Source organism: Bulleidia extructa W1219, from assembly GCF_000177375.1.
Classification (GTDB): Bacteria; Bacillota_I; Bacilli_A; order Erysipelotrichales; family Erysipelotrichaceae; genus Bulleidia; species Bulleidia extructa.
In genome coordinates this window covers 137,260-160,585 of sequence record NZ_ADFR01000003.1, presented here as the reverse complement: position 1 = coordinate 160,585, position 23,326 = coordinate 137,260, and the positions used below count along the sequence as shown (strand labels likewise).

The following is a 23,326-nucleotide window of genomic DNA, read 5'->3' as shown; positions in this document are numbered from 1 at the left end:
ACCCCTTTTGACTTTGCTAAAAAAATTGTTTCTTTCAAAATTAACGTGTAAAATATGGTAATAGAATTGAGGTTATCTATGAAAGAATTTATGATTGCTACAGCTTCAACAGCTGATTTACCTATCACATATCTAAAAGAACACCAGATTCCATTTATCTCTTATTCCTATACATTAAATGATCATATTTATTTGGATGATTGTAGTGAAGAATCCCAACGTCGCTTGTTTAACGCTATGCGCTTAGGTATCCAACCAAACACATCACAAATTTCTGAATATGCCTATGAAGAATTTTTCCGTAACCTTGCTAAACAAGGAAAAGATATTCTTTTTATGGATATGGCTCGTGCTGTATCCAAGTCCATTCACAATGCCGAAAAAGCTATCCAAACGGTTGCTCAAGAATTTCCAAATATTCAAATTCAAATGGTAGAAAGCTATTCCATCACCGCTGGCTTAGCGCTATTAGTTAAACACTTAGTTCACTTAAAAGAGACCGGATCCTCTTATGAAGAATGCGTTCAATGGGCCAAAGATCATGCTCTGGAATATGTGCATCACTTTATGGTGGAAGATTTGAAATGGTTAAGAAAAGGTGGTCGTTTATCCAACGCTTCTGCAATTGTCGGATCCCTTCTTTCTATTAAACCGCTAATCTACTTAGATCAATTCGGAGCTTTAATTTCCAAGCGTACCGTTCGGGGAAGGAAACATTGTCTAAAAGAACTTTTAACTTGGATTGAAGAAGATTTTACTGAAAATACCTATCAAGAAGAATTGGCTATCATCCATGCCGATTGTTTAGAAGAAGCTCAAAAAATACGGGAAGAATTATTATCTCTCTACCCAAAACTGAAACCTGATCTTGTCATCATCACCAGTCTTGGTCCAACCATTGCCAGTCATGTCGGTCCTGATTTTATCGGAATTGCTTATAGAGGAAAGAAAAGAGAAGCTTAAGCTTCTCTTTTTAACTTTTGGCTTCTATCAATCGTAGTGCTTTTTCATAATAATTTTGTCCTGTAATTTCTTTCATAATCATCGAAAGAAGTGAAACATCATCTGTTAAAAGACCGTCTACACCATTTAATAACAGCTCTTTCATTTTGTTTTCTTTATTGATGGTCCAAACAAAAACTTGTTTTTTTTGTTTCTTAGCTGATAAAGCAAATAAATGGTTATAACTAAATTCTTCCACCAAATAAAAATCCACCGGATAATTTTCTAAAGATCCCAATTGAAAAGGGATAATATACCCCGTTTGAATCGAAGGTAATGCCTTTTTTGCTTCTAGTAAAGCATCCAAATAAAGAGAAATGAAGCGATTTTGATTCAAGGGATTTAACGATTTATATTGCTTTAAAAAAGCTTTCATAAATTCCTGAACTTTCCCTTTTTCCGGCTTTAATTCAATCAATAGAGGCTGTTTCAAACGATTGGATTTTTCAATATATTCCTTAAGACTGGGGATGCGGCTAGTCATTCCTGCTTCATTACGAATAGAAATTCTTTGTAGCTGTTCTAAAGTTAAATCAGATACTTTCCGATTCAAACCAGCCATACGTTTTAACGTTCGATCATGAAAGACCACAAATTGTTTATCCTTAGTCATTAAAACATCCATTTCTACAAAATCAGCCTTTTTTTGATGAGCTGATTCAAGGGCTTCTAAGCTATTTTCAACAAAATTCGAGCTGTCTCCTCGATGAGAAATTTTTAAAGCTGTCGGATGATCTTCTAATAAGGATAATTGTATATACCCCGACACAAATAATGAAAAAATTCCTGCCACCACAATCCATAAACGAACATTTTGATAAAGAGGTCTTTTTTTACGAGAAAACGGTTGATTGTGAATTTGAATCATCATCATAATCAACACAAATTTCAGTCCCATATGGATGGCATAATTCGTACCCATTAAAATAGAATAAAAGAGACCCTCTTTCATTAAGGAAGTTCCAAATGGATCCCATTTACTAAAAATAATGGCGCTTAATGCGTAGACAGATACAATAACAATGACAGCAAAAATACCATATAACAAAATATAGGCAATATGAAGCAAGGTTTTCCCTTTTGTTTCCTGCCATGAATCCCATAAAGCTTCTTTAGGACCTCTTTTTGTTAAGGAAAATAAAGGCAAAAAATACAACAAACGTAAATTGATGTAAGCAACGGAAAGCATGATCGCTCCATATCCCAAAATACCGGCGGTACTCTTCATCAATTCATCTCCAATAAAATCCGGAATTTTCCATTTCGCTATTAAACTAGAACTTAACCCTAAATTAGCCAAAGGAATCATTAAAATCAAATATAGAATAAAAAAGAAAATCCCCGGACCACATAATTGTTTACATTTTGACCAAATTCTATCTCTAAAAAATTTAGTTAACTCCTTCCAATGCAGCTCATCCATCACAGAGTATAACAATAATGAAAACTCTGAAAAAATGATGGCACAAGATACTAACGCAAATAAAATAAACGCCAGCACCATCACTGGTTGTCGGAAAATATGCAACAGATTTTCTTTATTCAAAATATAAAAGCCGGAATAATGAATGATTTGACGAAAAACATACGTTAACATTCCTTTTAAAAAGATTGTATAAATCGGATACAGTACAAGACTCATACTTAAAAAGCGAAAGAATGCTTTAATCCAGATATTTGTATTCGCTAACCATTTTTTCATAGAACTACTATACCATTTTTTATACTTCTATTTTTGAAAAATTTCCTTAAAATCCATGTGCAGCACTAAATCAGCCTGATCATCATAGGGAGTTATTTCTCGATTGATCAAAACCAATGTATCACCATGAAAATAACGTAATAATCCGGCAGCCGGATACACTACTAAAGAAGTCCCCATAATCACACAAACATCTGCTTCATCCAAAACCCGTATCGCTTGATATAAGATTTTTTCATCCAACCCTTCTTCATATAAGACCACATCCGGTTTGATGATCCCGCCACAAATCGAACATTTTGGAATTCCTACAGACTCTTTTATAAATTGAGCTGATCTTGCTTGATGACAATTCATACAATAATTCCGCAAAACAGATCCATGCAATTCTAAAACATGACCGGAACCCGCCTTTTGATGAAGTCCATCAATATTTTGAGTGATAACATTGACCGACTTTCCCTCTTTTTCTAACTGAGCTATGAATTGATGCACATAGGAATCACGAACATTTAAATACAACATTTTATCACGATAAAATTCAAAAAATTCCGCCGTATGTTCCATAAAGTAAGAATGACTTAAAATCTTTTCCGGTGGATCAGTGTACTTTTGATGATATAGGCCATCTTGACTACGAAAATCAGGGATTCCACTAGCTGTAGAAACACCAGCTCCTGTAAAAAATACGATTTTATGTCCTTGCTGAATGATTTCATAAAATTTTTCTATCGCTTGCTTCATCCTCATTCCCTTTTTCTTCCTATAAGATCATCTTGTCATAGAAAAGACACTTTGTATATTTCAAACCGTTCAAAAAGAATCTTTCACTTTTTCTTAAAATTTTTCCATGATTCATTGAAACACATTTATCCATCAAAGAACGAACTAAAGCAAAGCACTTTCTAAATTTAACGTATTCATGTCTCTTTTAAAAAGCCGGCCCAGTCCTTTTTTAAAAAATCTTCTCTATCTTTCTTTCCTGTTCCTCTTCATTTAAGAAAGAGATCAATTTTGCCTGCATTGGCCAAATGTCTCCTCTTAATTGCCCATCCGAGCAATCAAAACGATCCCCACTTAATAGATCAAAACCATGAAAAGACTTCGCTTCCAATTCAAAAGAATGCGTTTGACTCAGACTACGATTCACTAAAAAAACACACTTAGTGTCTTTATCCTCTCGATAATAACCTAAGACATCTTCATTCAATGCAAAGCAATATAAACTACCTTCTTGGAATACATCTAAACAATTCCTTAAAGCGATCGCATTGCGATACATGGTTAGAATATCCGAATCTTCTTTCCCCCAAGGATAACTGGCACGATTGTATGGATCTTCAAATCCTTCCAAGCCTGCTTCATCTCCATAATAAATGGATGGAACTCCCGGTAATGTCATTTGTAATAAAACCATCAACCAAATTCGTGATTTTGCCAGCTGTCGTTGTTCATCAGATAAACGGTAATTTTTCTTTTCTGTTTCACTCAGATACATTGGAGCCCCACCCAATTTCGTTATTGAACGAATGGAGTCATGGGAACTCATCATATTTAAATTTCCTTGTAAGTTTTCCGGTGGATAATTTTCTTGAATTGAAGTAATGATTTCGCACAAATCATAAGCGTTGATCTCTTTTAAAAGAAATCGCTGGATACCATCACGCCATGGATAATTCATCACACCATCCAATTCATCTCCTAAAAAATAATGTCGCAATTTTCCATAACTGATTTTATTGGACGCATCTTCCCAAACTTCACCAATTAAAAGCCCTTGATCACCGATCGTTTCCTCAACCGCTTTCTTGATTTCAACAATGAACTCTTCTTTCAATTCATCTGCAACATCCAAACGCCAACCTTTAACCCCGGTTTTTAACCATTTACGAATCACACCCTCTTGATCTTGGCAAATTAAACGTCGATACGCTTCATTGTCTTGATTCAAAGCCGGCAAATCATCCACTCCCCACCAAGAATGATAATAGCCATCTTCTCGGAAATAAAACCAATCTCGATACTTCGATTGTTCGGATTGATAGGCCCCTATTTCAGGATAATTTCCATAGCGATTAAAATATACAGAATCACAACCTGTGTGATTGAAAACACCATCTAAAATAATGGAAATACCATATTTCTCAGCATCTTTTACTAGAGAAGTAAACGCTTCATCTCCTCCTAACATGTCATCAACATGAAGATAATTTCCTGTATCGTAGCGGTGATTACTAGAAGCCTCAAAGATGGGATTTAAATAAATCACTTGAATTCCCAATTCTTTAAGGTACGGAAGCTTTTCTTGAATTCCTGAAAGCGTCCCTCCATAAAAATCCCAATTTCGAATCCGCCCTTGTTCATCTTTATCATAACCGGGAACGGTATTCCAATCTTCTACCAATCGATGACCAGGGCCTTTTCTTTCCTTTGACAAAGCCTTTTTAGTTAACGCTTGCCAATCTTTTCCACGATAAAAACGATCCGGAAAAATCTGGTAAACAACGGATTTTTTATACCAATCCGGAATAGAGCGAGGTTGATAAACAGTCAATTGAAAAGAAGGTGGTTCATAAGAATAAATTTGCCCAATTCCCCCTTGATAACCCTGTCTGGCTCCATAATAGAGCGTTGAACCATCCATTAAAGTTAATTTAAAATAATACCAAACAATGGCTTTTTGTTGACAGGGAAAAAGTAGATGAAATCCCCTTTCATCTACTTCCATGGGCATCAATTGTTCCCCTTGATCATCAATCCAAATTCTTAATTCACACTTTTGAACATCTGTGTCTTTAACCCATAAAGCTAATTCCACTTGCTTTCCAACCGGTATAGCACCAAACGGACTGCGAAACTGCTTTTGGCGTGTATTGTGTATCATTTCCATAAATATTATATCCGCTTCTTTAAGACTATTTTCTTTTTGGTTTTTCAGCCTTTTTTTCTTCTCCGGCTACCTTCTTAGCCGCCTTACCTGTTCTCTTTTGAACTATTGGATCTTCTCTTTCCAGTTCAGGATGTAACCCATAATAAATCTCGGCATATTGCTTAGCAGATCGATTCCAAGAATGATCTTTTTTCATAGCTGCTTTCATTAAATTCAACCAAGCCTCTTTATGGTGATCATAAACGTCTACCGCATTCAAAACAGTGTCAAACATTTCTTCGGCATTGAAATTCGCGAAACTAAAACCATCTCCCTCACCTGTGAATTGGTTGTATGGAATGACGGAATCCTTTAAGCCCCCTGTTTCCCGAACAATCGGTAAAGTACCATAGGCTTGTGCCATCATTTGTGTTAAACCGCATGGTTCAAACAAAGAAGGGACTAAAATCATATCTGCTCCGGCATATACTCGATGAGCTAAGCCTTCATCAAAACAAATTTGTGCTGATATCTGACCATTAGATCCTAACGCATATGCTTTCAAGGTTTCTTCATAATCCCTGTCTCCCGTTCCTAAAACTACCAATTGAATATTGTGATTTAAAAATTCAGGAAGTTTATTAATAACTAAATCCAAGCCTTTTTGTCTGGTCAAACGTGAAATAACAGCCACCAACGGCTTATCTATGTTGACTTCTAAGCCTACCTCTTGTTGCAACGTTTTTTTGCATTCTTGCTTACCGGATAAATCTTGAATACTATAATTTTTCTTAAGCCATGGATCCGTCTTTGGATTATAAGCGACTGTATCAATACCGTTTAAAATACCATGTAAAATAGAATTTCTTCTTTGGAAAATATATTCCAAATGTTCCCCATAAGTTGGTGTTTGAATCTCCAAAGCATAACTTGGACTCACGGTGGTCAAGACATCACTATACGATACAGCCCCTTTCATAAAATTCACTGAGTCTTTATCCATTCTAAGCTGATTCACAGCCGCCGGAATATCCGATAAACCAAGAATATCTCCTAAAACATTATCCGACATTTGCCCTTGAAACTTAAGATTATGAACAGTAAAAACCGTTTTAATACGATCATATTTCTCAATTCCACGATAAAATTCTCTTAAGAAGACAGAAGATAAAGCCGTATGCCAATCATGACAATGAAGAACATCCGGTTCAAAATCTAAATATTGGATTGCTTCAACCAATGCCTTGGAAAAGAAGGCAATTCTTTCCCCATCATCAAAATAACCGTAAACACCATCTCGCTTAAAATAATATTCATTATCTACAAAATACCAAGTGATTCCTTTGTATTGCAATTCTTCAATACCACAATATTGTTGGCGCCATCCCAAGGGAACTTGAAATTCACCAACATGACGCATTTGTTCTAAATATTCGCTTGGAATCATTGAAAATTTGGGTAAAATCACTCGTACATCACAATGATTCTCTTTTAAAGCAAGCGGTAAAGATCCAGCCACATCCCCTAAGCCACCAATCTTTAGAAACGGGGCTGCTTCATACGTAGCAAACAAAACTCGAACATTTCTTTTCATCGTTATTAATCTCCTTTTTTCGGCAATACCAATAAATGCTTGACGGTACCTTTTAAAACACTGTCTTTCGCCACCACATTTCGACGATCAATCACAGCGTACTCCACTTTCGCTCCCTCTTCAATCACACAAGATTGAAGAATAATGGAGTTACGAACCACGGCCCCCTTACCAACTTTCACATTTCTAAACAACACTGAATTTTCAACCGTTCCTTCAATCACACAACCAGCCGGCACTAAAGAATTGGATACCTTCGCTTCGTCCTTGTATTGCGTAGATGAACGATCTCTGTCTTTTGTCATAATTGGATTTTCTTTTGAAAACAATTCATGGCGAATATCATTCTTCAATAAGTCCATCGTCATTTGATAGTAATCATTCATTGAAGAAACAAGGTGCATATAGCCATCAAATTGATATCCTTCCATGACTAAATTCTTGGTATTGTTGTTTAAGAAACTTTGTAAATCCATATAATCTACATTGGCATACCAATCCAACACCTTCAAGAGAAGCTTACGGTTAATCACAACCGTCGGAATCAACATGGCATCTCCCTTTTCGACATTACGATCGAAGTCTATGATGCGATTCTTCTTCAGTTCTATTTTGGTTGAATCCGGCATATTTTTAGAAGCTATTTTATACAACAGAGTCATATCAGCACCGGATTCATTATGCTGATGAATCATCTCTTGAAAATTCATATTGTAAATGACATTACTAGCTGTGATGAGTACAAATTCAGCTTGTGAACGTTTCAAATAAATCGAATTCTTACGAATATCACGCAACAATAAATGAGATCGTTTATTATTAGGACCATAAACGGCTCCCGGCAATATAAACAACCCACCATTTCTCTTTGTCAGATTCCAATATTCACCCGAACTAACATGATCTAATAAGGAACGATAGGAATAAGGCGTTATAATACCGACACTATTAATTCCTGAGTTCGTCATATTGGATAAAGCAAAGTCAATTAAACGGTATCTAGAACCATACGGTAAAGCCGAAACCGAACGATCTTTGGTCAATTCATCCAATTCAGGCGTATCAAAATTTGCTGAAATAATTCCAATGACATTATCCATACATGTTCCTCCTATTCAATCACTTGCGCATCACCAATAACGGTAATACGTCCTTTTTCCGCACCAAGATTAGCTCCTTTTTTCACCACCGAATTTTCCCCCATAATACTACGAGTCACTATGGCTCCCGCTTCCACACAAGATCCTGGTAATAAAATCGAATCAGTTACAACCGCTCCTTCTCCAATATAACAATCGCTACTGAGGATGGAATGATGTACTTTTCCAAAAATCTCCGATCCATTACCGATAATGCAATTATTCACATCCGCTTCTTTGGAAATATAATGGGCCGGACTAACGTCTTCATTGCTATAGATAGGAAATGTACTATCATACAAATCTAATTCCGGATGCTTACTTAAAAGATTCATACTGGTGTGATAGTAACTAGGGATCGTTCCCACATCCTTCCAAAAGCCGAAAAATTCATACGCAAAGATTCTTCCCTTAGCTTTTAATAAAGTCGGAATAATATTTTTACCAAAATCGTGTTCAGATTCCTCTTTTTCATGGTCTTCCATCAATGCTTTTTCTAAACAATCGGCACTAAAAATATAAATTCCCATAGAAGCTAAATTGGATTCCGGATGTTCCGGCTTTTCTTCAAATTTAGTAATTCGACCACTCTTATTGGTAGACATAATCCCAAAGCGAGAAGCTTCTTCCATTGGGACCGGCTTTACAGCAATGGTTAGATCCGCTTCATGATGAATGTGGAAATCCAACATTTTCTGATAATCCATTCGATATAAATGATCGCCAGATAAAATCACCACATACTTTGGACGATGCAAGCGAATATAGTCCAAGTTTTGATAGATAGCATCCGCTGTTCCCTCATACCAAGAGCCCCCACTTTCCGTCGCATAAGGGGGTAAAATAGAAACACCACCGGTTTTTGAATCTAAGCCCCATGCCCTTCCACTACCAATGTAATTATTCAACACATAAGGACGGTATTGCGTTAAAACACCTACAGTATCAATGTTGGAATTGGCACAATTCGATAAAGAAAAATCAATAATTCGAAACTTCCCTCCAAAAGATACAGCCGGTTTTGCAGTGGCTTTCGTTAAGGCTTCTAAACGACTGCCTTGGCCACCTGCCAGTAACATAGCAATACATTCTTTCCCTCTTTTCATAATTTCCTCCTGTTTATGTTAATGATTAGAGTTTCCAAATTTCTTGAACATATTCCTCAATGGTTCGATCGCTAGAGAAGTAACCTGAACAAGCGGTATTATGAACGGACATCTTCCACCAAGTTTTCTTATCCTCATAAAGACCAACCAGTTCTTCAAAAGCATTCATATAGCTTTCAAAATCTTTCAGGACAAAAAAGCTGTCATTATCTCTTAGTAGACTATCGTAAATCAGGTCAAATCCACCGGATAAATGGCTATAGGTGTCATCCATCAATTGATCCAACACTTTTTTAATCCGTTGGTTTTCATGATACAACGTCCATGCCAGATAACTGCCTTGATGCCTCATTGTTTCAATTTCATGAGCTTTTAAACCGAAGATCTTAATGTTATCAGATCCAACCAATTGAGTAATTTCAACATTAGCACCATCTAAAGTTCCTAATGTAATAGCTCCATTCATCATAAACTTCATATTTCCTGTACCCGAAGCTTCCATCCCCGCCGTTGAAATCTGTTCGGAAATTTCGGCGGCCGGATAAATGATTTGAGCGTTTGAAACAGAAAAATTAGGGATAAACACCACTTTGATCATTCGATTTACTCGATCATCATGATTGATCACATCCGCAATCGCACAAATTAAGCGAATGACATCTTTCGCAAACGTATAGCCTTGGGCCGCTTTTCCTGCAAAGATAAACGTCACCGGATGGATATGGAAATTTGGATCAGCTAATAAGCGATTATACAAATCCATAATCTTTAACACATTCAACAATTGTCTCTTATAGGCGTGAAACCGCTTGACCTGAATATCAAAGATAGAGTTCGGATTGACCTCAATTCCTGTCATTTTCTTAATATAGTTGGCTAAACGAATCTTATTTTCTTTTTTGCTAGCTTCCACTTTTTCTAAGAAAGAGACATTTTCTTCATATTTTTTCAAATTTTCCAATTCTTCCGGATGATGAATCCATCCTTTCCCGATCGTTTCCTCTAAAAGCTTTCGATAGCTAGGGTTAGCTTGAGCAAAGAAGCGACGATGACTGATGCCATTAGTCTTATTATTGAATTTTTCCGGAACCAATGTATAGAAATCTTTTAAGACAATATTTTTTAGAATTTCAGTATGTAAATCAGCCACCCCATTCACATGATGAGAAACAATCACCGAAAGATTAGCCATATGAACCTGACCATCCCATAAAATAGCTGTGTTTTTAAGCTGTTCTTGCCAACCATCTACATTTTTATGAAAGCTGTCTCGATAGCGACGATCAATTTCTTCAATAATATCGTATAAACGTGGCAATAGGTTTCTAAACATATCAATTGGCCACTTTTCCAGAGCTTCCGGTAAAATGGTGTGATTGGTATATGAAACACTAGCACTGGCAATTTTCCATGATTCATCCCAACCCAATCCTTCTTGATCCATCAAAACTCTCATCAATTCAGGAGCACAAACAGCCGGATGTGTGTCATTGGTATGGATCGCTACTTTTTCGCTAAAGATTTCCCAATGATTTCCATATTGTTTCTTAAAGTTATTCACAATATCCATGATCCCCGCTGCCGTAAACATATATTCTTGTTTTAAACGAAGAATCCGCCCTGATAAAGACTGATCATTAGGATAAAGAATATCAGTAATTGCTTGTACATCCGCACGATGTTTATTCGCATGTGCATAATCTCCCCGATTGAAAGCGTCCATATCGAACCCTTCTTCCATCGGTTTGGCCGACCATATACGTAAGGTATTCACTTGTTTCCCATCATAGCCAACCATAGGAATATCATAAGGAACCGCTAAGATGGTTTCTTCCGGAATCCATTGATAGTGCATTTCATTACCGTCATAACTCTTTTCCACACGGCCACCAAATTTGACCGGAACCGCAGCTTCTAAATGCTTCACTTCCCATGGATAATCCTTTTCCAACCAGTTATCCGGATCTTCTACCTGCCGACCATCTTCAATCCTCTGTTTAAAAAGACCGAAGCGATATCGAATCCCCACTCCTTGTGCCTCATAGCCTAAAGAGGCAAGGGAGTCCATAAAACAAGCCGCCAATCTCCCTAGACCACCATTTCCTAAACCAGGATCTTTTTCAATATCAAAATAATCTTCCAAGGATTCTCCCATATCCTTCAAACCTTCTGATACAGTCTTTGTTAATCCTAAATTCATCAAATAATTTTCCAAGAGTTTTCCAATCAAAAATTCCATGGAAAAATAGTAAATTTTTTTATGAGCAATCTTTTGTTCATGTAATTCACCAGCTTGACTGGAAATCAATTTCGCTAAGGCAAAATATTTTTCTTCCGTAGAACAATCCTCAAAATCCTTACCCACAACCACTAAACAAGCATTCTCAAATTCTTTCTTAAATTCCTTCTTCGTTTTAAACATATATCCCCCTCTTCTTGTTCATTTCTTTAAAATCTTCTCTTTGACTTCTTTTGGACCAACTCTTTGAATCACCATGCCACCAATGGGTGGTGTCTTGATACAAATAGAGTATGATTGACCATGCATCGGAATTTTTTCAGCTTTATAATAGCCTGTATTGATTCGACCACTGCCACCATATTCCTTAGCATCGGTATTAAAAACTTCTTTATACCAAGCTTTTTTAGGAACACCAATGCGGTACTCATCATACACTTCAGGCACAAAATTAATAAGGATGATTTCCTCATCTCTATCCAGTTTTCCTTTACGACGATATAGAAGAGTGGATTGTTTTTCATTATCTGCATCCATCCATTCAAATCCCTCCCAAGAATAATTTTCTTGCCAAAGAGCTTTGGAGGATAAGAAGAAATGATTTAGGTCACGATTGAAATCTTGTAGGTGTTGATGAGTATCATAATCTAACATAAACCACTGCAATCCTTCGTATTCCCGCCATTCAATAAATTGTGCAAATTCATTCCCCATGAAGTTGTGCTTTGCACCAGGATGAGTCATCTGATAAAAGGCTAAAGCTCTCATACCGGCGAATTGACGCCACCAGTCTCCCGGCATTCGACCGATCAAAGAACATTTGCCATGAACCACTTCGTCATGGCTTAAAGCCAATACAAAATTTTCATTAAAGTTATACATCATAGAAAAAGTCAATAAATGATGATTGCCTGGTCGCCATGGAAAATCCGTTTGCATATAATGCAACGTATCATGCATCCAGCCCATATCCCATTTATAATGAAATCCAAGACCACCATCTTTTGGCGGATAAGTCACCAAAGGCCAAGCTGTACTTTCTTCTGCAATCATCATGACATCAGGAAACTTTTCCCCAACCGTCGAATTCAATTTTTGAATGAATTGAATCGACCTTAAATCTTCTTCTGTTCCTTTTTCATTAAATTTTTTTAATTGTGGATCATCTATCCCAAAGTTAAGATACAACATGCTAGTGACCCCATCCACTCGTAAGCCATCCACATGAAATTCTTTTAACCAGAACATCGCATTGGATAGTAAAAAGCTCCTAACTTCTCCTTTGGAAAAATCAAATTTCAAAGTTCCCCATTGAGCATGTTTCTCTTTTTCATAGAGTTTTTTACCATCAAACATAGATAATCCATGACTATCTTGACAAAAATGACCTGGTACCCAATCCAAAATCACACCAATGTTTTCCTGATGACAAGCATCAATAAAAGCCATAAAATCACTCGGACTTCCAAAACGACTTGTCGGAGCATAGTATCCTGTAATCTGATAACCCCAAGAACCATCGAAAGGATATTCCATCACCGGCATCAATTCCAAATGGGTATATCCCATTTCTTTGACATAAGGAATCAAAGTTTTTTTCAGTTGTTCATAACTATAATACGAACCATCTTCATTACGTTTCCAAGATCCCAGTTGCACTTCATAGATATTTAGTGGTTGTTCCATATGATTGGTTTTACGACGTTTATTTAACCACCTTTTATCTTTCCAGCGATGCTTAGATAAGTCTATCAATCGGGACGCTGTCTCCGGTGGTTGTTGTGCATAATTTGCATAAGGATCCGCTTTATAAAACAATTCACCCGTTTCATCTTCCAACACATATTTATAACATTGCCCCTCTTCAGCACCTGCTATAAATAAAGAAAAGATTCCTTGATCGACATCATGTTTCATAGGATAACGAAACGCTTGCCAATCACAGAAATCTCCAGTCACATAAACGGCTTTAGCGTGGGGTGCCCACACCGAAAAAACATAACCTTTTTGATCATTTATCACAGCCGGATGAGCCCCAAATCGAGTATAGGCTTCTGACCAAGTTCCTTCTTTATACCAGTATTGTTCTGACGGATTCAGATAGTTGTTCATAAATTATCACCCCAATTTTAACCTCATATTAGTTTTAATCAGCTTATATGTTTATTATATCAATTTTTAACCCTCCAAAACCGTTTTTTAAGATAGAAAAAAGATTTTTTACCAACAAAAAGTAAGGACTTACATTTCCAATCAAAAAAGAAGCCTACCTAAGTAAACTTCTTGTGTACCAAGACCATATCATCTCTTTAATCCAAATCGTATAAATGATTAAATTTAATTTTTAGATAGTCAATATAATATTGAATGTTGAAGCGTTCTCCCGTACACTTTTCCAAAATTTCTTGAAAAGATAATGAAGCCCCATATTGATGCACATTTTCTTTTAACCAGTTCATAATGATTTCAAAATGACCGGTTCTTAATGCTTCTGTGACATCAATCTGCTGTTCCATTGTATGAAAAATTTGTGCTGAAATAGCCGATCCTAAAGCGTAAGTAGGAAAATACCCATAACCGTCTCCGGACCAATGCACATCTTGTAAAATACCCTCGCTTGGTTTATCCGCATGAATACCCAGATATTCTTGATACTTCGCATTCCAAGCTTGTTCTAATTCATCTACATTTAAACGATTCGAAAAGATTTCTTTTTCCAATTCATACCGAATCAAAATATGTAAAGGATAAGTGACTTCATCCGCTTCTGTACGAACTAAACTTGGTTTCACTCGATTAATAGCCCAAATAAATTGCTTAAGCGGAACTTCTTTTAACTGTTCAGGAAAAATTTCTTGGAATTTCGGATATAAGTATTGCCAAAAAGCTTCACTTCGACCTAAATAATTTTCTAATAACCGAGATTGTGATTCGTGTATACCCATCTTAATATTCTTTGCCAAAATAGTTCCATCAAATTTCGGATGTACGTTGTGCTCAAAATACGCATGTCCACATTCATGTACCGTCGATAGAACGGAACTGACCGGATTGTTAATCAGATATTTAGTGGTTGTCCGTAAATCGTTTTCACAAATGCCCGTTGTAAATGGATGTTCCGATTCATTTTGATAGCCCCAATCTTTAGTGTAATGAATGTATTTTAATACTTCTTCCATGAATTCTTTTTGTTTTGCGATAGGGTATTCTTTCTCTAAAAAAGAAGTGTCCGGTTGCTTTGCGGCTTGAAGTTTTTGAATCAGTGGTACTAATTCTTTCTTGATCGTAGCGAAGAATTCATCATAGAATTCAATCGACACTTCGTTTTCATGATCATTCAGTAATTGATGATAAACCTCTTTTTGACTATCCCGATAAGAAATCAATGTTTTTTGATCTTCAATAATACCTTGGATATAAGGTTTGAACTTTTCAAAATTTTCTTCTTTTTTAGCTTTCAACCAAGCATCATAGGACGCATCACTTCTTTCATAATGAGCCACATAAAAGTCTTGTGGAACAGATTGGTACTTCTTTATCTCTTTTAACTCCATTTCGACTTCTTTTCGAAATGTTTCATCTAAGTCTTCTTTTAAAAGAGCCTCCATGATTTCCTTCATCTTAGGATCGTTTCTCTTTTCAAAAGCAACACCAGCCAAATATGCTGTTCTTGAATCACGATAAGATGCTCCGGCACTTGGGGCGACGGTTTGTTTATCAATGCCAATGATGGCTAAAGCCATTTCATAAGCCGAACAGGAAAATCTCCAATCTTGATAATTTTTCAACAATTCTTCTTTAGTCATATTCTACCTCTTTTTTCTATTATACGACCTATTTGAAGCTTCACAATAAAAGATTTTTATTCTCTATAGACTTGGAAATCCATTTAATTTAAGCTCATTTTTAAACTTTTTTACCCATCCCACACTTTTAGTTCCACGATAAACGATTTCTAAAAACATTTCTAATAACAATAACTTTATCTATCATAAATTGGCATGTATTTGATGATGGTATTTCTCATATTCAAGAATCTAAATAACTCATTCTCTCTATCTTTAAAATTAGCTAACACCCGTTAGATTTATATAAATCACACTTCTCCAATTCTTCCCAAGATGGCATTTTAGATCGTAAAAGTTTGGTTTTCATCAATGAAACACCCTTCATCATTTCCCAAAAACTTTCATCTAATGCCCTCATTTCAATCAGAGCATGGCGGCAATGATGGCTAATGATCAACTCTCCTATTTTAGTATGGAAAACAAGTTCTAACATTTTTTTAAAAAGCACATCTCGTTTAAAACCCGGTTCATAGAATTCCACTTCCTCTTTCGGTTCAACAGAAACACCTTTCTGAACCCAAGCCTCTTTTATTTCTTGAGCACTATCCAACAAAAGCTGAATATCTTCCTTCGTTGCCTTTTTCAAATCACAACCATAACGATAGGCGATATACATAATCGGCAAAATGAGATCCAAATGGTGTTTTAAATAATTATCCATATTCGCTATCCATTTAAATCGAAAACAGAAACTTAAATTAGAAATAAAATCCTTATCATTTTGTGATACCGAAGAGCCAAGACTACCAATATACATACAACCCTTACCAAGAGAAATTAAATTAGTATAAGAAGTTTCACGACTGCCGGCTGTCACTTGAAATCCAAAGTAAATTTGTTTCTCAGATCCTCCATTTTGCATGACATATTCTTGCATCCGATGGGCATCTAAATTATTACCAACCAAGACAATTCTTGGTGTATGAATCCTAGCTAGAGCATGCAAAACATTCGCTATTTGAGTATACTGCATCACCGCAAAAACAATGTCATATTTCTCATCCCCTATTTCTTTTAGAATGGTGGGATGATCTTGATGAACGATATTAGTCACATAATCTTTTGTTATAAGACCGTCCTTCTTTAATTGTTCATAACGCTTTCCTCTAGCGAGAATACTAACATCATGACCTTCTTGGCATAAAACATGAGCTAAAAATGAGCCGATAACACCTGCCCCATAAATCAATATCTTTTTTTTCTCTACTTTTCTGGTGACGAAATGATAAAGTGAAACACCAAGAGCCAAAAAAAGAACACTCCATAACGCCTTATTTGTTTTTTTCATCAATACACTGCCTTTACTGTCTTACTTTTACTTTACTCCTTTTAGTTAGTTAAAACAACATACCGATTCCTAACTTTTTACCCATTAAAAACTGATACAGAAAGAAAATACATCATTTGTCCAAATAAAAAAGAGATGACTTTTTTGTCATCTCACGCTCTTATCGTAAGGAATACCCTCCGCTTTAGGTGCCCTAGAATTCTTAGATGTAAAAGCTAAGACAACCAAAGATACGATATAAGGCATCATATTATAAACCGCTGACGGAATATGAAGAGCCGTTAACCAAGAGAAGCCTTGGTAAACATTTCCTAGTGCTCTAAAGAAACCAAACAATAAGGCAGCTAAACCAATATTCAATGGTTTCCATTGCCCAAAAATCATAACAGCTAAAGACAAGAAGCCAAAGCCGGCAACTCCTGTTTCAAACTTCCATTCTGAAACACCTGAAGTAATGTATACAAGACCACCTAATCCACCTAAAATACCTGAAATCAATACGCCTGCCCAACGCATTTTATAGACATTAATACCGACTGAATCAGCCGCATGAGGATTTTCTCCACACGCTCTTAGACGTAATCCAAATTTCGTTTTATACATCAAATAGAACGCTACAATCAATAAAATCACTGCCAGAACCATGAACCAAGTCAATTCAAATCCACCCACATGAATCAAGAAAAACTGCTTTTGTTCCACATATTTTAAAGTAGCTGATACATTATCCGGATTTTCAGCTTGGTTGATCGCCTTAACAATGACTGTTGCCGCTGCTGTTGCAATCATATTCATTGCTGTTCCGACTAATGTCTGATCCGCATTCAAATTAACAGAAGCAATCCCCAACAAACAACTAAACAAGAAACCGAAAAGAGCTGAAGCTAAAACAACTGCCGCCAACATGCCAAATGGACCGACACTCACCGGTACATACTTCATTGCCAGCGCTCCACCAAGAGCTCCCATAACCATGATACCTTCCAACCCTAAGTTGATGACTCCGGAATGTTCTGAAAAAGCTCCTCCTAAAGCCACTAATAGAAGAACAGAAGCGAAGACTAACGTATATTGAATTAATAAAGTCATTTTTCTTCTCCTTTCTGTAATTCTTGTTTTTTCTCTAGTTTCATCTGTTGATGATGCTTATACCAAACTTTCATAAATAGCACAAAGGCACTAAAATAAATGATCGTCGCTGAAATCAAATCTGCAATTTGCGATGGATACAAAGACTTATCCAAATAAGATCCACCCAAAGTAATATGTTCAATGAAATAACTGGAGAAAATAGAGCCGATTGGATGCAAGCCTCCTAAGAATGTAGCCGCAATCCCATCAAAACCCATACTAGGAACAGAAGAAGAGGTCGTAGCCCATTGTTCAAAATCCGTCAAGTACAATAAGGAAGCCCCTAACGCCGCTAATGCTCCACCAATCATTAATGTCACAATGATATTCTTCTTTTCCTTCATACCGGCATAACGAGCACCATTTTTATTGTAACCGGTCGCTCTCAATTCATAACCAAACTTCGTTTTAGTTAAGACAATCCAAACCAAAACCGCGATTAAAATGGATAAAGGAACAGCAATCGTCATGTATTTATTACCAAACAACTTATCCAAGCCCAAAGTAGGCAACATCGCTTTTGTGCTTTCTAAGCCAAAGGTATATGGAGAAGCAGGTTGTTTCACCTTAGCCAATAAAGTATTCGTTCCATATAAAATAATCCAGTTTAACATGATGCCGGAAATGACTTCATTCACATTTTGGTAGGCCTTCAAAACACCAATAATGAAACCAACAAAAGCTCCTACTATTAAGGCACCAAGCAAACAAATATACCAAGGCATATGGAAAGCTAAAGCCAAATAAAGAGAGGTCGCAATGCCGATGGTATATTGACCAGCCGCTCCGATATTAAATAAACCAACCTTATAACAAAAACAAACTGACAAAGAACAAAGAATTAACGGAGCTGTCTTCACCAACGTCGTTCCAAAGTATTTCAAACGAGAAGCACTCTTAGAGAAAGTCATAAAGTTTTCAATAATGGTGATAATACCACGAAAAGCTCCTTGTGGATTGATGGCCAATAAAACCAAGAATCCGATAAACAAACCGATTAAAATACAAATCAAAGAAGAAAGAATTGTCTGCATGGACTCCGATAGACCAACGCTATTTTTACGCTTCATGAACAACTCCTTTCTCCTGGTGCTTTGCACCAGACATGTATAGACCTAATTCTTCCACGGTCGTTTCTTTCGGCTTCAAATCCCCAACAATTTCTCCTTCATACATGACTAAAATACGATCCGATAAATTCATCACTTCTTCCAGTTCTAAAGACACTAATAAAACTGCATCTCCTTGATCACGAGATTGAACCAGTTGTTTATGAATATATTCAATCGCTCCGACATCCAGACCACGTGTCGGTTGTACCGCCACCAAAAGATCATGTTTCTTATCTAACTCACGAGCCACAATCGCTTTTTGTTGGTTACCACCTGACATCGAACGAACGATGGAAGAGGAACCTTGCCCTGAGCGAACATCAAATTTTTCAATCAACCTATCTGAATATTCCCGAATTTCACCTTTCTTCAAAAAGCCGATTTTATTCGTGAACATTTCTTCATCATACCGTTGTAAAACCATGTTGTAATCCAATGGATAATCCAAAATCAATCCATGTTTCTGACGATCTTCCGGAATATGACTAAGATACTTAGAACGTTGTTTAATACTATCTTTGCTAATGTCTTTTCCATTCAAAATAATTTCACCAGAACTAATCGCCTCTAGGCCTGTAATTCCATAAACCAACTCGCTTTGTCCATTTCCATCAATACCGGCAATACACACAATTTCACCAGAGCGAACATCAAAACTAACATTCTTTACCGCATTATTTTTATGTTGTTTAGAAGGAACTGTTATATTTTTCACGGAAAGAACTACCTTCTTTGGCTTCGCTTCCACTTTATCCACAACCAATTGAACATCACGACCTACCATCATCTTAGATAACTCCTGTTCATTGGTTTCTTGAATATCCACCGTTCCGATATATTTACCACGGCGTAACACAGACACACGATCAGCCACTTCCATAATTTCATTTAATTTATGTGAAATGAATAAAATGCTTTTACCCTCATGAGCTAAGTTTTTCATAATTTGCATGAGTTCCTCAATTTCTTGTGGTGTCAAAACCGCTGTTGGCTCATCAAAAATCAAGATATCGTTATCTCGATAAAGCATCTTCAGAATTTCCGTTCTCTGTTGCATACCAACCGTGATATTTTCAATTAGGGCATCCGGATCTACTTTCAACCCATATCGGTTGGATAAATTTAATACTTTTTTTCTCGCTTCTGCCTTTTCCAGAAAACCATTTTTGGTTGTTTCAACCCCTAAAATAATATTATCCAAAACACTAAAACACTGCACCAATTTAAAGTGTTGGTGCACCATTCCAATCCCTAAATGATTCGCATCATTTGGATCTTGAATGGTAACCACTTCACCATCTTTTCGGATTTCTCCTTCTTCAGCTTGATACAAGCCAAAAAGAACTGACATCAAAGTTGACTTACCAGCTCCGTTTTCACCCAACAGCGCATGGATTTCACCTTTTTTCAGTTGAAGTGTAATATCGTCATTTGCTATAATGCCAGGAAATCGTTTCGTAATGTGTAACATCTCAATTGCATATGGAGTTTGCACGTTCGAATCCTCCTTGTTGTTTTTACTATTATAAAATAATTTTTACATAAATTTAAGCGTTTTCATAAAAAAGAGGCTATTTTCATAGCCCCTAATTTCTAATCGGCTTAAATTACTTAATATTGCCTAAATTTGACACTTTAACAAATTCTGTCTTTGGAAGTTGTTTTGTATTTGTATCAGAAGAGATCGTCAATTTCTTCTCGTAAATATCTTTCACCAACTTAGCATAATCTTCTTTTGTAAAGCCCTTACCAAATTGTGTTGTTTCTGGTAAACCAACATAGTTCTTTGCATTATCAGCAGAAACAACGCCCAAATTATCAATCTTGCCTACATAATCAGCCCACTTACCATCTTTAATAGCAGATAAAGTATCTTTGGTTGTTGTACCTAATGCTTTCATAGCTGAAGTAACTGTTAAACCTTTTCCATAAGTGCCGTCAATCGTTGCTTTTTGGTCAACATCCACACCAATGATCTTACCTTTAGCTTTTTTAGCTGCTTCTGCAACAGATGTAAAGATACCGCCTCCGCAAGAGAAGACAACTTCTGTTCCACCCTTGTACCAAGTATCCATAGCTGCTGTGATATCAGCATCGCCCTTGAATTGGTTGGCATAAGCATATTTGATTTCAACATCTTTAATACCCAATTCCTTAGCAGCTGCTTCCGCACCTTGGATAAATCCATAACCATAACGAACAACAGCTGGAACCGCCATACCACCTAAAAAGCCAAGTTTCTTATAGCCTAACTTAACAGCTGCATAACCTGCCATATACCCAGGGATTTCTTCGTGATAAACAGCTGAATAAACGTTCTTAGTATTATAGTACTTCTTTACATCCCAATTAGCAGGATTAAAGTCATACTTTTCACCCTTCTTCTTTTTACCGGCTTCAATTAAATCACCAGCCGCTACGTCAAGAGCTACGAACTTAACATCTTTCATGTTTTCTTGTCCAGCCACTTCAACGATAGCTCCTGCAAACAAATAACCAGGCATAACAATAACGTTATAGCCTTCGTCAACCGCTTTTTCAATCATCGCCACACGGTCTGTTGTATTATCTCCTGCCGGCTTAAAGTAGTTGAACTTAGCTCCATTTTCCTCAGACCATGCCTTAGCAGCTTCATAAGTTGCTTGGTTGAAAGATTGGTCTGTGATATCACCAGAGTCAGTGATCATGGCCACCTTCATATCTGTTTTCTTTTTGTCGGTTGGTTTACCTGAATCTTTACTTCCACAAGCTACCATACTTAAGGAAAGAAGACCGGCTAAAGCAGCCTTGAATAATTTTCTCATTTTTCCTCCTAAACGTTTTCCGTTCTTATTTCATAATAAATAGGAATATATAGAAATTCAACCAAATTGTGAAAATTGTGTGAACTATTTAAAATATAATTTTTTAATATTGAAAGCACTTTCAAAATGTATAATAATTCTATGAAACTAGAAATCAAAAAAATAGGAATCAATGGCGAGGGGATTGCCTATGATCAAAAAAAGCCTGTCTTTGTTCCAGGAACTTTTCCGGGCGAAGTCGTTGAAGCAACCATCAGTGAAAAAAAAGCTCATTATGCCCATGCCAAAATCAATCGAATACTGCAAAAAGCCCATTATCGTCGCCCAAGTCCTTCCCCTATCGAAGAACAACTAGGTCATCCTTTCTTTGGTATTGAATATGAGAAGCAATTGACCTTTAAATTAGATTTATTGACAGAAGCTCTTTGGAAATACGCTAAAGTCAAACGCCACTGGGTTCGTAAAATCAATCCTTCTGAAAATGAATTTTCTTATCGTAACCAATGTAAACTACCTATTCAAGAAAGACAAGGAAAATTGGTTTGTGGTTTATTTTCCCCTAACTCCAACCAATTTCAAGTGGTACATCACTTCTTAACTCACGATCCAGAAGTCGAAAGAATTCGTAAGGAATTATTAGCTATTCTCAATCAACATCATTTCCCTGCTTACTCTCACAAAACCAAACAGGGATTACGCTACATCGTCATTCGCTGTATCCATGGTATCAGTCAAGCTACTTTAATTACCGGAAAAGACACATTAAATAAATGTTTGATAGATGATTTCAAGAAAATTCCCCATTTACATTCCTTACATCAATCTTGGAACACTTCCAAACAGAGTCTTCAATTCTTTGGCGAAAGAACAAAACTACTCTTTGGTAAAAAACATCTTCTCATTCCTTTTTCATCCATTTACTTACACGTATCCCCGGAAGCATTCTTTCAATTAAACACAAAACAAGCGGAAGCTCTTTATCACTATGCCGTTTCGAAAGTTGATCCTTGTCATATCCTAGTAGAAGCCTATTGCGGCATTGGGGTGATGAGTTTATTAGCCAGTTCAAAAGCAGAACAAGTCTATGGTATCGAATTAAATCCGCATGCCATTCAAGATGCAAAAAGAAACGCTGAACTAAACCACTTAGATAATTGTCATTTTGAATGCGCGGATGCCGCTGATGGTTTATACAAGATTGCCAAAAAACAAAAAATTGATACTTTACTGATTGACCCTCCCCGTAGCGGTTTAGATGAAGCCATGTTAGAAGCTATTTTAAAAAGCCAACCGGATCGAATTATTTATATCTCATGCAATCCAGCCACTTTAGCCAAAAATATAGCTGTATTAAAGTGGAAATATCAAATTTTAACGATTCAAGCCTTTGATTTGTTCCCTCAAACCCCACATGTAGAGTGTCTTTGTTTACTGTCAAAAGTACAGAAGTGAAAGGCTAGAAAAATCTCGAAATCAAAGAAATCCGGGAGTT

General features: G+C 36.5%; 16 protein-coding genes. 2 read left to right on the top strand and 14 right to left on the bottom strand.

Going from position 1 to position 23,326, the window contains the following annotated elements; translation table 11 throughout:
• Window positions 1–78 precede the first annotated feature (78 nt).
• Window positions 79–963, top strand: a complete 885-nt coding sequence (locus HMPREF9013_RS03235; protein ID WP_006626946.1) for a DegV family protein — start codon at window positions 79–81, stop codon at window positions 961–963.
• A gap of 10 nt (window positions 964–973) precedes the next feature.
• Here HMPREF9013_RS03235 and HMPREF9013_RS03230 read toward each other — a convergent pair whose 3' ends face one another.
• The 14 genes from HMPREF9013_RS03230 to HMPREF9013_RS03165 all read right to left on the bottom strand — a co-directional run bounded on the left by HMPREF9013_RS03230 (window position 974) and on the right by HMPREF9013_RS03165 (window position 21,834).
• Complete coding sequence (locus tag HMPREF9013_RS03230) at window positions 974–2,704, bottom strand: glycerophosphodiester phosphodiesterase (protein ID WP_006626945.1); 1,731 nt, start codon at window positions 2,702–2,704, stop codon at window positions 974–976.
• Window positions 2,705–2,731: 27 nt separating this feature from the next.
• Window positions 2,732–3,454 carry an NAD-dependent protein deacylase gene (locus HMPREF9013_RS03225; protein WP_006626944.1) on the bottom strand — a complete coding sequence of 241 codons (723 nt, stop codon included), beginning with the start codon at window positions 3,452–3,454 and terminating at the stop codon, window positions 2,732–2,734.
• A gap of 205 nt (window positions 3,455–3,659) precedes the next feature.
• On the bottom strand, window positions 3,660–5,594 hold the full coding sequence (locus tag HMPREF9013_RS03220) for a glycoside hydrolase family 13 protein (protein WP_006626943.1): 1,935 nt from the start codon (window positions 5,592–5,594) through the stop codon (window positions 3,660–3,662).
• 25 nt (window positions 5,595–5,619) lie between these two features.
• Window positions 5,620–7,167, bottom strand: a complete 1,548-nt coding sequence (gene glgA / locus HMPREF9013_RS03215; protein ID WP_006626942.1) for a glycogen synthase GlgA — start codon at window positions 7,165–7,167, stop codon at window positions 5,620–5,622.
• 5 nt (window positions 7,168–7,172) lie between these two features.
• Entirely contained in the window at window positions 7,173–8,267 is a 1,095-nt protein-coding gene (gene glgD, locus HMPREF9013_RS03210; protein WP_006626941.1) for a glucose-1-phosphate adenylyltransferase subunit GlgD, read from the bottom strand.
• An 11-nt stretch (window positions 8,268–8,278) separates the two neighbouring features.
• Window positions 8,279–9,412, bottom strand: coding sequence for a glucose-1-phosphate adenylyltransferase (locus HMPREF9013_RS03205; RefSeq protein WP_006626940.1), 1,134 nt, complete (start codon window positions 9,410–9,412; stop codon window positions 8,279–8,281).
• 25 nt (window positions 9,413–9,437) lie between these two features.
• Window positions 9,438–11,834 carry a glycogen/starch/alpha-glucan phosphorylase gene (locus HMPREF9013_RS03200; RefSeq protein ID WP_006626939.1) on the bottom strand — a complete coding sequence of 799 codons (2,397 nt, stop codon included), beginning with the start codon at window positions 11,832–11,834 and terminating at the stop codon, window positions 9,438–9,440.
• Window positions 11,835–11,852: 18 nt separating this feature from the next.
• The gene (glgB, locus tag HMPREF9013_RS03195; RefSeq protein WP_006626938.1) at window positions 11,853–13,763 is read right to left on the bottom strand and encodes a 1,4-alpha-glucan branching protein GlgB; all 1,911 of its coding nucleotides are present in this window, start codon (window positions 13,761–13,763) and stop codon (window positions 11,853–11,855) included.
• A 197-nt stretch (window positions 13,764–13,960) separates the two neighbouring features.
• Complete coding sequence (locus tag HMPREF9013_RS03190; RefSeq protein ID WP_006626937.1) at window positions 13,961–15,457, bottom strand: carboxypeptidase M32; 1,497 nt, start codon at window positions 15,455–15,457, stop codon at window positions 13,961–13,963.
• 265 nt (window positions 15,458–15,722) lie between these two features.
• Window positions 15,723–16,787: a ketopantoate reductase family protein gene (locus HMPREF9013_RS07195; RefSeq protein WP_006626936.1), complete on the bottom strand. Its 1,065-nt coding sequence runs from the start codon at window positions 16,785–16,787 to the stop codon at window positions 15,723–15,725.
• A gap of 147 nt (window positions 16,788–16,934) precedes the next feature.
• Window positions 16,935–17,876 carry an ABC transporter permease gene (locus HMPREF9013_RS03180; protein WP_006626935.1) on the bottom strand — a complete coding sequence of 314 codons (942 nt, stop codon included), beginning with the start codon at window positions 17,874–17,876 and terminating at the stop codon, window positions 16,935–16,937.
• A complete protein-coding gene (locus tag HMPREF9013_RS03175; RefSeq protein ID WP_006626934.1) occupies window positions 17,873–18,988 on the bottom strand; it encodes an ABC transporter permease in 1,116 nt (371 codons plus the stop codon). The genes HMPREF9013_RS03180 and HMPREF9013_RS03175 overlap by 4 nt, the downstream gene beginning before the upstream one ends.
• On the bottom strand, window positions 18,978–20,501 hold the full coding sequence (locus HMPREF9013_RS03170; RefSeq protein ID WP_040333417.1) for an ABC transporter ATP-binding protein: 1,524 nt from the start codon (window positions 20,499–20,501) through the stop codon (window positions 18,978–18,980). The genes HMPREF9013_RS03175 and HMPREF9013_RS03170 overlap by 11 nt, the downstream gene beginning before the upstream one ends.
• Window positions 20,502–20,637: 136 nt before the next feature.
• Entirely contained in the window at window positions 20,638–21,834 is a 1,197-nt protein-coding gene (locus tag HMPREF9013_RS03165; RefSeq protein ID WP_006626932.1) for a BMP family lipoprotein, read from the bottom strand.
• Between the two features lie 141 nt (window positions 21,835–21,975).
• On the opposite strand from HMPREF9013_RS03165, the gene rlmD reads away from it, so the two are divergent.
• Window positions 21,976–23,286, top strand: coding sequence for a 23S rRNA (uracil(1939)-C(5))-methyltransferase RlmD (gene rlmD, locus HMPREF9013_RS03160; protein WP_006626931.1), 1,311 nt, complete (start codon window positions 21,976–21,978; stop codon window positions 23,284–23,286).
• Window positions 23,287–23,326 lie beyond the last annotated feature (40 nt).